At 69.3% G+C, this 13,231-nt stretch carries 15 protein-coding genes; 8 read left to right on the top strand and 7 right to left on the bottom strand.

Annotation, left to right across the window (positions count from 1 at the left end; genetic code table 11):
* Positions 1–18 precede the first annotated feature (18 nt).
* Positions 19–1,188: an ArsA family ATPase gene (locus A5691_RS15005; RefSeq protein ID WP_067783353.1), complete on the bottom strand. Its 1,170-nt coding sequence runs from the start codon at positions 1,186–1,188 to the stop codon at positions 19–21.
* Complete coding sequence (locus A5691_RS15000) at positions 1,185–2,207, bottom strand: ArsA family ATPase (protein ID WP_067749574.1); 1,023 nt, start codon at positions 2,205–2,207, stop codon at positions 1,185–1,187. The genes A5691_RS15005 and A5691_RS15000 overlap by 4 nt, the downstream gene beginning before the upstream one ends.
* A gap of 77 nt (positions 2,208–2,284) precedes the next feature.
* On the opposite strand from A5691_RS15000, the gene A5691_RS28050 reads away from it, so the two are divergent.
* Genes A5691_RS28050 through A5691_RS14990 form a run of 3 tightly spaced genes read left to right on the top strand, consistent with a single transcriptional unit; the run spans position 2,285 to position 3,702 of the window.
* A complete protein-coding gene (locus A5691_RS28050) occupies positions 2,285–2,446 on the top strand; it encodes a DUF4177 domain-containing protein (RefSeq protein WP_073871548.1) in 162 nt (53 codons plus the stop codon).
* Positions 2,447–2,911, top strand: a complete 465-nt coding sequence (locus A5691_RS14995; protein WP_068015868.1) for a RidA family protein — start codon at positions 2,447–2,449, stop codon at positions 2,909–2,911.
* Entirely contained in the window at positions 2,908–3,702 is a 795-nt protein-coding gene (locus A5691_RS14990) for an MBL fold metallo-hydrolase (RefSeq protein WP_068015871.1), read from the top strand. Before A5691_RS14995 ends, A5691_RS14990 begins: the two co-directional genes overlap by 4 nt.
* Positions 3,703–3,983: 281 nt before the next feature.
* On the opposite strand, the gene crp is transcribed toward A5691_RS14990, so the two are convergent.
* Complete coding sequence (crp, locus tag A5691_RS14985) at positions 3,984–4,658, bottom strand: cAMP-activated global transcriptional regulator CRP (protein ID WP_044508824.1); 675 nt, start codon at positions 4,656–4,658, stop codon at positions 3,984–3,986.
* 98 nt (positions 4,659–4,756) lie between these two features.
* Entirely contained in the window at positions 4,757–5,152 is a 396-nt protein-coding gene (locus A5691_RS14980; protein WP_231982302.1) for a hypothetical protein, read from the bottom strand.
* Positions 5,153–5,325: 173 nt separating this feature from the next.
* On the opposite strand from A5691_RS14980, the gene nth reads away from it, so the two are divergent.
* Genes nth through marP form a run of 4 tightly spaced genes read left to right on the top strand, consistent with a single transcriptional unit; the run spans position 5,326 to position 8,713 of the window.
* Positions 5,326–6,006 carry an endonuclease III gene (nth, locus tag A5691_RS14975; protein ID WP_068015873.1) on the top strand — a complete coding sequence of 227 codons (681 nt, stop codon included), beginning with the start codon at positions 5,326–5,328 and terminating at the stop codon, positions 6,004–6,006.
* 9 nt (positions 6,007–6,015) lie between these two features.
* Positions 6,016–6,663 carry a TlpA disulfide reductase family protein gene (locus A5691_RS14970; protein WP_068015879.1) on the top strand — a complete coding sequence of 216 codons (648 nt, stop codon included), beginning with the start codon at positions 6,016–6,018 and terminating at the stop codon, positions 6,661–6,663.
* A 29-nt stretch (positions 6,664–6,692) separates the two neighbouring features.
* Entirely contained in the window at positions 6,693–7,508 is an 816-nt protein-coding gene (locus tag A5691_RS14965; protein ID WP_068015882.1) for a CoA pyrophosphatase, read from the top strand.
* Positions 7,509–7,519: 11 nt separating this feature from the next.
* The gene (marP, locus tag A5691_RS14960; protein WP_156669930.1) at positions 7,520–8,713 is read left to right on the top strand and encodes an acid resistance serine protease MarP; all 1,194 of its coding nucleotides are present in this window, start codon (positions 7,520–7,522) and stop codon (positions 8,711–8,713) included.
* Here marP and A5691_RS14955 read toward each other — a convergent pair.
* Both A5691_RS14955 and A5691_RS14950 read right to left on the bottom strand, forming a co-directional pair.
* Positions 8,706–9,659: an alpha/beta fold hydrolase gene (locus A5691_RS14955; RefSeq protein ID WP_067749557.1), complete on the bottom strand. Its 954-nt coding sequence runs from the start codon at positions 9,657–9,659 to the stop codon at positions 8,706–8,708. The genes marP and A5691_RS14955 overlap by 8 nt on opposite strands.
* On the bottom strand, positions 9,660–10,187 hold the full coding sequence (locus A5691_RS14950; protein WP_067749555.1) for a phage holin family protein: 528 nt from the start codon (positions 10,185–10,187) through the stop codon (positions 9,660–9,662).
* Positions 10,188–10,517: 330 nt separating this feature from the next.
* Here A5691_RS14950 and A5691_RS14945 point away from each other — a divergent pair, with 330 nt between their 5' ends.
* Complete coding sequence (locus A5691_RS14945; RefSeq protein ID WP_156669929.1) at positions 10,518–11,216, top strand: serine protease; 699 nt, start codon at positions 10,518–10,520, stop codon at positions 11,214–11,216.
* A 6-nt stretch (positions 11,217–11,222) separates the two neighbouring features.
* On the opposite strand, the gene acs is transcribed toward A5691_RS14945, so the two are convergent.
* On the bottom strand, positions 11,223–13,172 hold the full coding sequence (gene acs, locus A5691_RS14940; protein ID WP_068015885.1) for an acetate--CoA ligase: 1,950 nt from the start codon (positions 13,170–13,172) through the stop codon (positions 11,223–11,225).
* Positions 13,173–13,231: the final 59 nt, after the last annotated feature.

The raw sequence follows: 13,231 nt of genomic DNA, 5'->3' as shown, positions 1-13,231 counted from the left end.
GCGGACCCATCGCTCCCGCTAGTGCAGGGGCCCCTGCGCCGCCGCGCGGGCCGCGTCGTCGCCAACCGGTGCGATCTGATCGGCGAGGGCGCGCAACGCTTCCAGGTCCGAGACGTCGAAGGGCAGCGACGGAACCCCGACGACGGGCACGTGCGGATTGGCCCCGGTGAACCGCGACAGCAACCTGATTTCCCGTTTCGCGGTCTGCGCACGGTCGGCATGAATCCTGAGCACGGCCGCGGCCAGCGACGCCGCCTCGGAGTCCGCTTCGGCCTCCAGCGTTTCGGTTCCGTCGATCGCCCGCTCGGCGGGAAGCGAGCACAACGTCGGGTGGGTGCGATTCAAGACCAGCCCGGCGAGCGGCATTCCTTCGGTGGACAACCGGTCGACGAAGAAGGAGGCCTCGCGCAGCGCATCGGGTTCGGCCGCCGAGACCACGACGAACTGCGTGCCCCGCCGCTTCAGCAGCGCGTAGGTACGGTCGGCCTTCTCCCGGAAACCACCGAAGGTGGCGTCCAGCGATTGCACGAAGGCCGCCGCGTCGCTCAACATCTGTGAGCCGAGCACGGTTGACATCGCCTTCATCGCCAAACCCATTGCGCCGGTGACCAATCGGCCGATACCCCGGCCCGGCGCGAGCAGCAGCCGCCACAGCCTACTGTCCATGAAGCTGCCCAGCCGCTTGGGCGCGTCCAGGAAGTCCAGCGCGTTGCGCGATGGCGGGGTGTCCACCACCACCAGGTCCCAGCGGTCCTCGGCCAGCAGTTGGCCGAGCTTCTCCATCGCCATGTACTCCTGCGTGCCGGCGAGCGAGCTGGCGACCGTTTGATAGAACTGGTTGTCCAGAATCGCTTGCGCGCGGCCGGTTCCGGAGTACTGGACCACCATTTCGTCGAACGTGCGGCGCATGTCGAGCATCATCGCGTGCAGCTCGCCGGGAACCTCCGGCGCCAACGGCACGCGCTGAGGGGTGTTGCCCAGGTCGTTGACCCCGAGCGCCTGGGCCAGCCGCTTGGCCGGGTCGATCGTCAAAACGCAGACGTTGCGGCCGTATTCGGCCGCGCGCAAGGCCATCGCGGCAGCAGTGGTGGTCTTGCCCACCCCGCCCGCGCCGCAGCACACCACCACCCGGTTGGTCGTGTCGGCCAGGATCGTGGCCATATCAAGCTTGTTCGGCGTGGTACTCATCGAACCCCCTGCTGCGCAAGCACTTCCGAAAGCTCATAGAGGCTGCCGAGGTCGACGCCGTCGGAGATCGTCGGCAGTTCGAGCCGCGGCACCTTCAACGCGTCCAGTTGTTGCGCGATCTCGGCTCGCGCGGCGATGACCGTCGCGTGCTCGATGGTTTCGGTCAGCAGGCCCGCGAAGTCGTTGTCATTCAGCTTGATCCCCGCCATTTCCAGCCCCGTCCGCACCGAGTCCGCGTCGACGTGTCCCTCGGCGGCCTTGGCCAGGTCGGCGGGCTGCAGGTACGAGGCGATGTTGCGGTTCACGATCACGCTGCCGATCGGCAGCTCCATCTCGGCGAGCTCCTCGATGGCCTCGAGCGTTTCCTGCACCGGCAGCGCCTCCAACAGGGTGACGAGGTGGATGGCGGTCTGCTCAGAGTGCAGCAGCTTCACCACGCCCTCGCTCTGCGAGTGCACCGGGCCGCCCTTGGCCAGATCCGAGACGGCCTTGGTGACGTCCAGGAAGCGGGCGATCCGACCCGTCGGCGGTGCGTCGACCACAACCGCGTCGTAAACCGGGGTCTTGGCCCCCTTGTTCAGCCGCACCACCGATTCCTTGATCTTTCCGGTCAGCAGCACGTCGCGCAGACCGGGCGCGATCGTCGTCGCGAATTCGATGGCGCCGATGCGGCGCATCGCCCGCCCGGCGATACCGAGGTTGTAGAACATGTCCAGGTATTCCAGGAAGGCCGCCTCGATGTCGATCGCCAGGGCGTTGACCTGCCCGCCGCGCTCGGCGGTCGCGATCTTGACCTCCTGGTAGGGCAGCGGCGGCACGTCGAAGAGCTGCGCAATGCCTTGCCGCCCTTCGACTTCCACGAGGAGAACCTTTCGGCCCCCGGCTGCCAGGGTGAGCGCGAGCGCGGCCGCTATCGTCGACTTGCCCGTGCCGCCTTTGCCGGTGACGAAATGCAGGCGGGCCTTCGACAACCGCGCCGGCCAGCCGACGGCGCTACCGCCGCTCGATATGTTTGCCACCTTCGCATGCTAGCCCGGCCGGCGCCGGGCCCCCGGGCAGGCCAGAGGCGTTCACACCCGACCGATAAGCTCGCGCCATGAGCCAACCGATCGCATGGGAATACGTCACGGTCCCGCTGCTGACGCACGCCACCAAACAGATCCTCGACCAGTGGGGCGCCGACGGTTGGGAACTGGTGTCCGTGCTGCCCGGGCCCACCGGGGAGCAACACGTCGCGTATCTGAAGCGCCCGAAGTAGATGACGGCGTCGGCCCGGCTCTCCGAACTCGGTGTCGCGCTGCCCGCGGTGGTGGCCCCGCTGGCCGCCTACGTGCCCGCGGTGCGGACGGGTGACCTGGTCTACACCGCCGGTCAGCTGCCGATGCAGAACGGACAGCTCGCCGGGACGGGCAAGGTCGGGGCCCACGTCAGCCCGGAAGAGGGCAAGGCGCTCGCGCGGATCTGCGCACTCAACGCCCTGGCCGCCATCGACTCGCTGGTGGGCATCGACGCGGTGACGCGGGTGGTCAAGGTCGTCGGCTTCGTTGCGTCGGCCCCCGGTTTCAACGGCCAGCCCAGCGTCATCAACGGGGCCTCCCAGCTGCTGGCCGAGGTGTTCGGCGATGCCGGCGCCCACGCGCGCTCGGCGGTCGGCGTGTCCGAGCTGCCCCTGGATGCGCCGGTAGAGGTGGAGCTGATCGTGGAGGTCGGCTCACGACCGTGACCGCCGCGCCCGAGTCGCTGAGCCACCCCGCCTACGGCAGGCTGCGGGCGGTCACCGAGACCGCCTCGGTCCTGCTGGCCGACAACCCGGGATTGCTGACCCTCGAGGGCACCAACACCTGGGTGCTGCGCGGCAAGGGCAGCGACGAGCTGGTGGTCGTGGACCCCGGCCCGGACGACGACGAGCACATTGACCGCCTCGCCGGGCTGGGCCGGATCACGCTGGTGCTGATCAGTCACCGGCACGGCGACCACACCGACGGTATCGACAAGCTCGTCGAGCGCACCGGCGCGACGGTGCGGTCGGCGGGCAGCGGGTTCTTGCGCGGCCTCGGCGGTCACCTGACCGACGGCGAGGTGATCGACGCGGCCGGCCTGAAGATCAAGGTGATGGCCACCCCCGGCCACACCGCCGACTCGCTGTCGTTTCTGGTCGACGACGCGGTGCTCACCGCGGACAGCGTGCTGGGCCGTGGCACCGCCGTCATAGATTCCGAAGACGGCAGCCTGGCCGACTACCTGGAATCGTTGCGGCGGCTCCGCGGCCTAGGGCCCCGCACGGTGCTGCCCGGTCACGGGCCGGACCTGGCCAACCTGGAGGCCGTCGCATCGGGCTACCTGGTGCACCGGCACGAGCGCCTGGAGCAGGTGCGCGCGGCGCTGCGTGACATCGGCGAGGACGCCACCGCGCGGCAGGTCGTCGAACACGTCTATGTGGACGTCGACGAGAAACTCTGGGACGCGGCCGAATGGTCCGTTCAGGCGCAGCTGAACTATTTGCAGCGAACCTGAAAATCTGCAGGAGAACTGCGAGTAAGGGCCTGCGAAATTACCGGCTCGGCGCAATTCCCGCGCGCTTACCTCGCTCGGGGTTGGATTCTCACTCGGTTGCGCCCGCGCTCCGCGCGCGCTTACCTCGCTCGGGGTTGGATTCTCACTCGGTTGCGCCCGCGCTCCGCGCGCGCTTACCTCGCTCGGGTTCGGATTCTCACTCGGTTGCGCCCGCGCTCCGCGCGCGCTTACCTCGCTCGGGTTCGGATTCTCGCTCGGTTGCGCCCGCGCTCCGCGCGCGCTTACCTCGCTCGGCGGGCCAGCCTTTCGGAGTCCGAAATCAGCACGCTCTTGCCCTCCAGGCGGATCCAGCCGCGGTGGGCGAAGTCGGCCAGCGCCTTATTCACCGTCTCCCGCGAGGCGCCCACCAGCTGGGCGATCTCCTCCTGGGTCAGGTCGTGGGTGACCCGCATGGCGCCACCCTCCTGGGTGCCGAAACGCTGGGCGAGCTGCAGCAGCTGCTTGGCCACCCGGCCGGGCACGTCGGTGAAGATCAGGTCGGCCAGATTGTTGTTGGTGCGGCGCAGCCGCCGGGCCAGCACCCGCAACAGCTGCTCGGCGATCTCGGGGCGGTCGGCGATCCACGCCCGCAGCGCGTCGCGGTCCATCGACACCGCGCGCACCTCGGTGATGGTGGTCGCGCTGGAGGTCCGCGGGCCCGGGTCGAAAATCGACAATTCGCCGAACATGTCCGACGGGCCCATGATCGTCAGCAGGTTCTCCCGGCCATCGGGTGAGCGACGGCCGATCTTCACCTTCCCGGAGACGATGATGTAGAGCCGATCGCCCGGCTCGCCTTCGGCGAAGACCGTGTGCCCACGGGGAAAGTCGACGGGTTGCAGCTGCTTGGTAAGCGCGGCGACCGCGCCCGGCTCAACCCCTTGGAAGATTCCTGCCCTTGCCAGGATCTCGTCCACATTGCCTCTTCAAAGTTTCAATGTTTGTGATACGGCCAGGTTAATCCCGTGCTCGCGTGATGAGTCTAGCGGTAGGACATTTTGTCCAACGTGCAACGCTACACACGATTGACGTGTCTAGTGGCCCTAAACTGCGGATTGATCCGCGAATGCGCGTGTATTCGCGTCGGCAATGTCAGCTCGGTGTGGTCGATGAAGCTGGCGGCAAACGACGGCGCGGCGTGGCGCGGCGCGGCCGTCAGCACGGCCAGCGCGGCCTCGGCGAGTTCCCGGGCATCGCGGCGATGCAGGAGCTCCAGCGCCTCGGGCATGCCCTCCCGCGCCAACGTGCGCAGGTCCACGAGCTCGGTGTGTTCGAAAAGCTCGGTGACCGCGATCATCGCGACGTCCTCGCGGGCCAGCCCCCGTTCGAGCCGTCCCAAGCCGAGCGCCGCCAGCATCAGTAGCCCAGGAACGCAGGCCACCAGCAACCATGACACAAGGAGAGTAAACAGGGCCTTCAATCAACACGAGGTCTCGGCGAGATCACGAAATCAGTACTCTGTCGTAGGTGACAGCGGCAAAGTCGTCCGGGCGCGCGAAGTCGGCATCGGCCCCTGCGGGCGGTGACACCGGGCAACGGTGGGCCGAGGAGACCCGGGTCGGCCTGGTGCGACGGGCCCGCCGGATGAATCGGGCGCTCGCGCAGGCGTTTCCGGACGCGCACTGCGAGCTGGACTTCACCACGCCGCTGGAGCTGACGGTCGCCACCATCCTGTCCGCGCAGAGCACCGACAAGAGGGTGAACCTGACGACGCCGGCCTTGTTCAAGCGGTACCCCAGCGCGCTGGACTACGCGCAGGCCGACCGCGACGAACTGGAAGCGCTCATCCGCCCGACGGGGTTCTTCCGGAACAAGGCGACCTCGCTCATCGGCCTCGGTCAGGCCCTGGTCGAACGGTTCGACGGCGAGGTGCCCTCCACCATGGAAGAACTGGTCACGCTGCCCGGGGTGGGCCGCAAGACCGCCAACGTCATCTTGGGCAACGCTTTTGGGGTTCCCGGCATCACCGTCGACACCCATTTCGCCCGGCTGCTGCACCGCTGGCGCTGGACCACCGACAAGGACCCGGTCAAAATCGAGCGCGCGGCGGGCGAACTGATCGAACGCAGCGAGTGGACCATGTTGAGCCACCGGGTGATCTTCCATGGCCGACGGGTGTGCCACGCGCGCAAGCCGGCCTGCGGGGTGTGCGTGGTGGCCAAGGACTGCCCGTCCTTCGGCCTCGGCCCCACCCAGCCGCTGCTGGCGGCGCCCCTGGTGCGCGGCCCGGAGACCGAGCACCTGCTGGCGCTGGCCGGCCTGTAGAGCACGGCCTTGACGCGCACCACGCGCTGGACGATCGCGATCCTCGCGGTGGTGGCGGCGTTGGTCGCGGCCCTGGTGGCCCAGCTGCGCGACCAGTCCGCGACATCGACCCGGCCCGGCACCGCGGTGAACGCGCCGGACCGTGAACACCGGGACGCCGACACGCCGGCGGCGCTGGCGGGGCCGCGGCAGCGGGCCGATCTGGCGCCCTGTCCGGGCGCCGGCGACGGTCCCGGACCGCCGGCGCTGCGGGGGATCACGGTCGATTGCGCGGCCGACGGCTCGGTTGTCGACGTCGCTCGCGCGCTGGCCGGGCGTCGGGTGGTCCTCAACCTCTGGGCGTATTGGTGCGCGCCGTGTGCGGCCGAACTGCCCGCGATGGCGGAGTATCAACGCCGGGCCGGGCCGGACGTGACGGTGGTGACGGTGCATCAGGACGAGAACGAGACGGCCGCGTTGCTGCGGCTGGCCGAACTGGGCGTTCGGCTGCCGACCCTGCAGGACGGCCGCCGCCGGGTCGCGGCGGCGCTCGGTGTCGTAAACGTCATGCCCGCGACGGTGGTTCTGCGGCCGGACGGTAGCGTTGCGCAGATGCTGCCGCGGGCCTTCGACAGTGCCGACGAGATCTCGGCCGCGGTCGGAAAAGACAAGGGATAAGCCGAAAATTGGACCGACTGGAGCGCCCGGTGAGTGTTGGGGGCACGCCCCCGCCCGCGGGCGGTGCGGCCCAGGGCCCCGCGCGCGGGGCGCTTCCCCTGACGCCCGACGCCTCCCCGCCGTGGCTGCGCCCCCTGGTCGATAACGTCGAGCGGATGCCGGAGGCGTACCGGCGCCGGCTGCCGGCCGACGTGCTGGCCTTAATCACCGGCAAGGCGGTATCGGCGCTGCGCGGCAGCGGCCGGGAAGCCGCCGTCCTGGTGTTGTTCTCCGGGCCGGAGTCCGCGGCGGCCGACGGCGGCGTCCCCGACGACGCCGACTTGCTGGTCACCGTGCGGGCCTCCACGCTGCGCCACCACGCGGGCCAGGCCGCGTTCCCCGGCGGAGCCTCCGATCCGACGGACGACGGCCCGGTGGCCACCGCCCTGCGGGAAGCTCAGGAGGAGACCGGGATCGACGTCTCCCGGTTGCGCCCCCTGGTCACTATGGAACGCACGTTCATCGCGCCGTCGCGGTTTCACGTCGTCCCGGTGCTGGCCTACTCGCCGGATCCGGGTCCGGTGGCCGTCGTCAACGAGGCCGAAACCGCGATCGTCGCGCGAGTTCCGTTGCGCGCCTTCATCAATCCGGCCAACCGGCTGATGGTGTATCGGGGCGACCTCGGGCGCCGGTGGGCCGGACCGGCGTTTCTGCTGAATGAGATGCTGGTTTGGGGATTCACTGGCCAGGTGATTTGTGCGATGCTCGACGTCGCCGGCTGGGCCCAGCCCTGGGACACCACCGACGTCCGCGAATTGGACGCGGCGATGGCGCTGGTCGGCGACCAGGGTGGTGCCCACCGATGAACATGAACTCGATGACCCCGTCCCAGTGGCTGGACATCGCCGTGCTGTCGGTCGCCTTCATCGCGGCCGTCTCGGGCTGGCGGTCCGGCGCGGTGGGCTCACTGTTCTCGTTCGTCGGGGTGTTGCTGGGCGCGATCGCGGGTGTGCTGCTGGCGCCCCACCTGGTCAGCCACATCGCGGCGCCGCGGGCCAAGCTGTTCGCCGCCCTGTTCTTGATCCTCGCGCTGGTGGTCATCGGCGAGGTCGCCGGAGTTGTGCTTGGACGGGCGGTGCGCGGCGCGATCCGCAGCCGCACCATCCGCACGGTCGACTCGTTCATCGGGGTGGGCGTCCAGTTGGTGGTGGTCTTGACCGCGGCCTGGTTGCTGGCCACGCCGCTGACGCAGTCCAAGGACCAGCCGGAGCTGGCCGCCGCGGTCCGCGGCTCGCGGGTGCTGGCCCAGGTCAACGAGGTCGCCCCGCCGTGGCTGAAGACGGTGCCCAAACGGCTTTCGGCGCTGCTGAACACCTCGGGCCTGCCCGCGGTGCTGGAGCCGTTCAGCCGCACCCCGGTGATCCCGGTCGCCTCGCCGGACCCTGCGCTGGCCAACAATCCGGTGGTTCAGTCCACCGCGCCCAGCGTTGTCAAGGTGCGCAGCCTGGCGCCGAGTTGCCAGAAAGTGTTGGAGGGCAGTGGGTTTGTGGTCGCACCCGACCGTGTGATGACCAACGCGCACGTGGTGGCCGGCTCCAACAGCGTGCAGATCTACGCCAGCGGAAGCCCGCTGGACGCCACCGTCGTGTCCTACGACCCGTCGGTCGACATCGCGATCCTCGCCGTCCCCAACCTGCCGCCCCCGCCGTTGGCCTTCGCGCAGACCGAGGCGAAAACCGGTACCAGCGTCGTGGTGCTCGGTTATCCCGGCGGCGGCAACTTCACCGCCACCCCGGCCCGCATCCGCGAGGTCATCAAGCTCAGCGGCCCCGACATCTACCGCGACCCCGCCCCGGTCACCCGCGACGTCTACACCATCAGAGCCAATGTGGAGCAAGGGAATTCGGGCGGGCCATTGATCGACCTGAACGGTCAGGTGCTCGGCGTCGTGTTCGGTGCCGCCGTCGACGACCCCGACACCGGGTTCGTGTTGACTGCCGACGAGGTGAACAGTCAGCTCGCCAAGATCGGCGACACCCAACAGGTCACCACCGGCGCCTGCGTCAGCTGACCACGGAGTCCAGGAACCGCATCAAGTGCCGGTTGATTTCCTCCGGCGCCTCCTCGTGGCTGAAATGCCCTGCGCCGGCGACGGATACGTAACGCCCCTGCGGGGCATAACGCTGCGTCCGGTCGACCGGGTCGGCCAGTACGTAGGGGTCGGCCTCGCCGCGCAGGTGTAGCAGAGGCACGCCGAGCTGCCGGCTCATCGACTTCATGAATCGCCGGCCCTCATCACGCAGTTGGCTGCGCACCGCCCAACGCTGATATTCCAGCGCGCAGTGCGCCGCCGAGGGAATCTGGATCGCCAGCCGCTGGTAGCGGATGGCTTCGGAAAAGTCTTCGGAGGCAACCCATTTCGCGCAGCTGCGGCTGCGGACGAGGCGCTCGATCTCGGCCCCGTTGTCGCGGGTCAGCAGCCGTTCCGGCCACACGGGCACCTGGTAGCGCAGCAGCGTCGCCAACAGCGCGTAACCCTGGTCGCGGCGGGTCAGCGTGGACCGGCGCAGGGCCGCGGGGTGCGGGGAACTGACCAGCGCGATGGCCGACACCAACCGCGCGTGCAGCAGCGCGGTGGCCCAGCACGCCAGCCCGCCGTCGGCGTGGCCGACCAGCGTCGCCGAGGAGTGGCCCAGCGCGCGGATGAGGCCCGCGGTGTCGCCGGCCAGCGTCCAGCCGTCGTAGCCCCGGGGCGGCTTATCGCTGCCGCCGTAGCCACGAAGGTCGACCGCGACCACCCGCGCCCCGGTCAGTCCCCGCAGCTGATGGCGCCACGACCACCAGAACGAACCGAAACCATGCAGCAGCATCACCAGCGGTCGGGCCGTGGGCGGCGCGGCCGAGTCGGTGTCGGCGGGCAGCGCCTCCACGACATGGAACCGGATCCCGTTGGCGTGCACGTCGAAATGCCGCCACGGCCCGTCGATGCGGGTTACCGACGGGTCCGGCGGTGCCATTTACCAACCCGACGGATCGGATTCGGGCTTCTCGTGCTTCCCGCGCCCATCGAGCTGCCTGACCGCGCCCTGCGCCTTGTCGTGACCCGGGGTAAGTGCGGTGCGCGTCTCCTTGACCGACTCGATGGTCTCCCGCGGCCCGCGGATCCGGCGCACCTTGAGGAAGCCCAGCAGGGCCAGCACGGCCCCGACCACCACCTGAATTCCGAACACGATCAGGAAAGCCGCCCAGCGCCACAGCCAGGTGTCGAGCAGCTCGGCCACGAAGAAGAAGAAAAAGAAGGTGGAGTAGAACAGCACCACCAGCGCGGCGATGAAGAAGACGCTGCCGGTCAGGCCTTTCTTGACATCGCGGGTGATCTCCGCGCGGGCCAGCTCCACCTCGGCGCGCACCAGCGTGGACACCTGGGTGGTCGCGTCCTTGATCAGGTCACCGATCGACGGCTCCGCGGGGCGGGCGTGCGGGTCGGCGAGGGGGATCGTGGTCAGGGTGCTGGGCACACCGTTCTTGCCATCGGCTTTGCTCACAGACGGTCCCCTCTTTCGTCACTGCCCGGCTCGCTGTCGTCGCGGTTCATGTTGCCATGCGCCGCCGGGCCAGACGAGGCCAGCCGAAGCCGGCCACGTCCGGGTCCGGGTCGACCAGGCCGTCTCCGGCCCGTCGGCCAACTGATACCCGATCGGAACGCGCCGAACCAGGCCCTTTGCCGGGAGCCCACGCGCGAGGCGGGCCGTTGCCGCATCACACCGCCCCGAGGCCATCGCCCCGCGGGCCGCGCTGGGCACGGCGGGCGAGGGGCCCGGCCGACTAGACTGGCCAAGCCGGTCCGGGTCCGGCCTGTCGATGGGAGTGGTGCTGTGCAGACGGCGCACCGGTGCTTCGTGGCGGCAATGGGGGCGGCGCTCCTGGTCCTGGTGGGCTACCCCGTGCGCGCCGCGGCCGCCGATGTCAGGATCCCGATGGGCGGCGGCGCCGGCATCGTCATCAACGGGGACACCATGTGCACCCTGACGACCATCGGGGGCGATACCGCCGGAGACCTGATCGGCTTCACCTCGGCGCACTGCGGCGGCCCGGGCGCGCAGGTCGCCGCCGAGGGCGCGGAGAACGCCGGCACCCTGGGCACCATGGTGGCCGGCAACGACAACCTGGACTACGCGGTCATCAAGTTCGATCCCGCGAAGGTGACACCGACGGCCAACTACAACGGCTTCGCGATCAACGGCCTGGGCCCGGACCCGGCCTTCGGCGAGATCGCCTGCAAGCAGGGCCGCACCACCGGGAACTCGTGCGGCGTCACCTGGGGCCCGGGCCAGGACCCCGGCACGATCGTCATGCAGGTGTGCGGGCAGCCCGGCGATTCCGGCGCGCCGGTGACGGTGAACAACATGCTGGTCGGCATGATCCACGGGGCGTTCAGCGACAACCTGCCGACCTGCATCATCAAGTACATCCCGCTGCACACGCCGGCCGTGGTGCAGTCGTTCAACGCGATCCTGGCCGACGTCAACGCCAAGCACCGGCCGGGCGCGGGGTTCACCCCGCTACCGGCCTGATCTGAGCTACTTCGCGGCCTGGATCGCGTCGAAAACGCCGGGGTCCAGCAGGGTCGACGTGTCTCCGAGTTCCCGCTTCTCGGCGACGTCACGCAGGAGCCTGCGCATGATCTTGCCGCTGCGGGTCTTGGGCAGTTCGGGCACCACGTGGATCTCCCGCGGCTTGGCGATGGGTGAGATCTCGCGGGCCACCTCGGCGCGCAGCTCGTCGACGATTCCGTCGTGCACCTCGTACTCGGCGCACAAGACGACGAACGCACAGACGGCCTGGCCCGTGGTCTCGTCGGTCTTGGCGACCACCGCGGCCTCGGCCACTCCGTGGTGGCCGACGAGCGCCGACTCCAACTCGGCGCTCGAGAGCCGGTGCCCGGACACGTTCATCACGTCGTCGATGCGGCCCACCACCCAGATGGCGCCGTCGCGGTCGTAATAGGCGCTGTCCCCGGCGAAATACCAGCCCTGCTCGGCGAACCGAGACCAGTAGGTCTCGACGTAGCGGTCCGGGTCGCCCCAGATGCCGCGCAGCATGGACGGCCACGGCTGGTCCAACACCAGGTAGCCGGTGACGTGTTCGCCGTGATGGACGGTGGGCGTCAGGTGTTCGCCGTGGTCGTCGACGATGCTCGCGGAGATGCCCGGCAGCGCCCTCATCGCCGAACCCGGTTTGGCCGCGGCGACGCCGGGCAGCGGGGAGATCATCGCCGCGCCCGTCTCGGTCTGCCACCAGGTGTCGACGATCGGCAGGCTCTCGGCGCCGATCACCTTGCGGTACCAGCGCCACGCCTCGGGGTTGATCGGCTCGCCCACGGTGCCCAGCAGTCGCAGGCTGGACAGGTCGTGCGCGTCGGGGATCTCGCGGCCCCACTTCATGAACGTCCGGATGAGCGTCGGCGCGGTGTAATAGATTGTGACGCCGTACTTTTCGATGATCTCGAAGTGCCGGTGCTGGGTCGGCGAGTCGGGCGTGCCCTCGTAGAGCACCTCGGTGACCCCGTTGGACAGCGGGCCGTAGACGCCGTAGGTGTGGCCGGTGACCCAGCCGATGTCGGCGGTGCACCAGAAGACGTCGCGTTCGGGCTTGATGTCGAAGATGTAGTAGTGCGTGTAGGAGCACTGGGTCAGGTAGCCGCCGCTGGTGTGCACGATGCCCTTGGGCTTGCCGGTGGTGCCGGAGGTGTACAGCAGGAACAGCGGCTGCTCCGCGTCGAAGGGCTCCGGCGTGTGTTCGGGCGACGCGTCGTCGACGACGTCGTGCCACCACACGTCGCGGTCGTCGTTCCACGACACGTCGATCCCGGTGCGCCGCACCACCAGGATGTGCTCGACGGGGCTCTCGGGATCGTCGACCGCCTCGTCGGCGGCGTCCTTCAACGGTGCGGGCTTGCCGCGGCGGAACTGCCCGTCGCTGGTGATCACCAACTTGGCCTGGGCATCGGCGATGCGGGCCCGTAGCGCCTTCGCGGTGAAGCCGGCGAACACCACGCTGTGCATGATGCCCAGCCGGGCGCAGGCGAGCATCGATATCACCGCTTCGGGGATCAACGGAAGGTAGATCGCGACGCGGTCGCCGGCGACCAGGCCCAGGGCGGTCAGCGCGTTGGCCGCCTTGCACACCTCGGCCTGCAGCTCGGAATAGCTCAGGCTGCGGCTGTCGCCGGGCTCGCCCTCCCAGTGGATGGCGACGCGGTCGCCGAGGCCGGCCTCGACGTGGCGGTCCACGCAGTTGTAGGCGACGTTGAGCTTGCCGTCGGCGAACCATTTCGCGAACGGCGCCTGCGACCAGTCGAGCACCTCGGTGAACGGCGTCGACCAGGAGAGCCGGTTCGCCTGTTCGGCCCAGAAGGCCAGCCGGTCCTCTTCGGCCTCGCGATACAACTCCTCGCCGGCGTTGGCCTGCTCGGCGAACGCCGGCGGCGGGGGATACGACGACGGGCCTACGGCGTCGGTGGTGGTCACTGGCTTCCTCCTAGTGTCGAGGCTCGTCAACCGTCAGAGCCTAACGCCGCAAGGTAAAA

The sequence above is a fragment of the Mycobacterium sp. E183 genome, assembly GCF_001667735.1.
Taxonomy (GTDB): Bacteria; Actinomycetota; Actinomycetes; order Mycobacteriales; family Mycobacteriaceae; genus Mycobacterium.
This window is presented reverse-complemented; position numbering and strand designations above follow the sequence as displayed.

Bases quoted from the DNA above. Each gene is read 5' to 3' on its own strand.
- A5691_RS15005 (WP_067783353.1), bottom strand. From the start codon at position 1,188: ATGAGTACCACGCCGAACAAGCTTGATATGGCCACGATCCTGGCCGAC.
- A5691_RS28050 (WP_073871548.1), top strand. From the start codon at position 2,285: ATGAGCCAACCGATCGCATGGGAATACGTCACGGTCCCGCTGCTGACG.
- A5691_RS14995 (WP_068015868.1), top strand. From the start codon at position 2,447: ATGACGGCGTCGGCCCGGCTCTCCGAACTCGGTGTCGCGCTGCCCGCG.
- nth (WP_068015873.1), top strand. From the start codon at position 5,326: ATGAATCGGGCGCTCGCGCAGGCGTTTCCGGACGCGCACTGCGAGCTG.
- marP (WP_156669930.1), top strand. From the start codon at position 7,520: ATGACCCCGTCCCAGTGGCTGGACATCGCCGTGCTGTCGGTCGCCTTC.
- A5691_RS14955 (WP_067749557.1), bottom strand. From the start codon at position 9,659: ATGGCACCGCCGGACCCGTCGGTAACCCGCATCGACGGGCCGTGGCGG.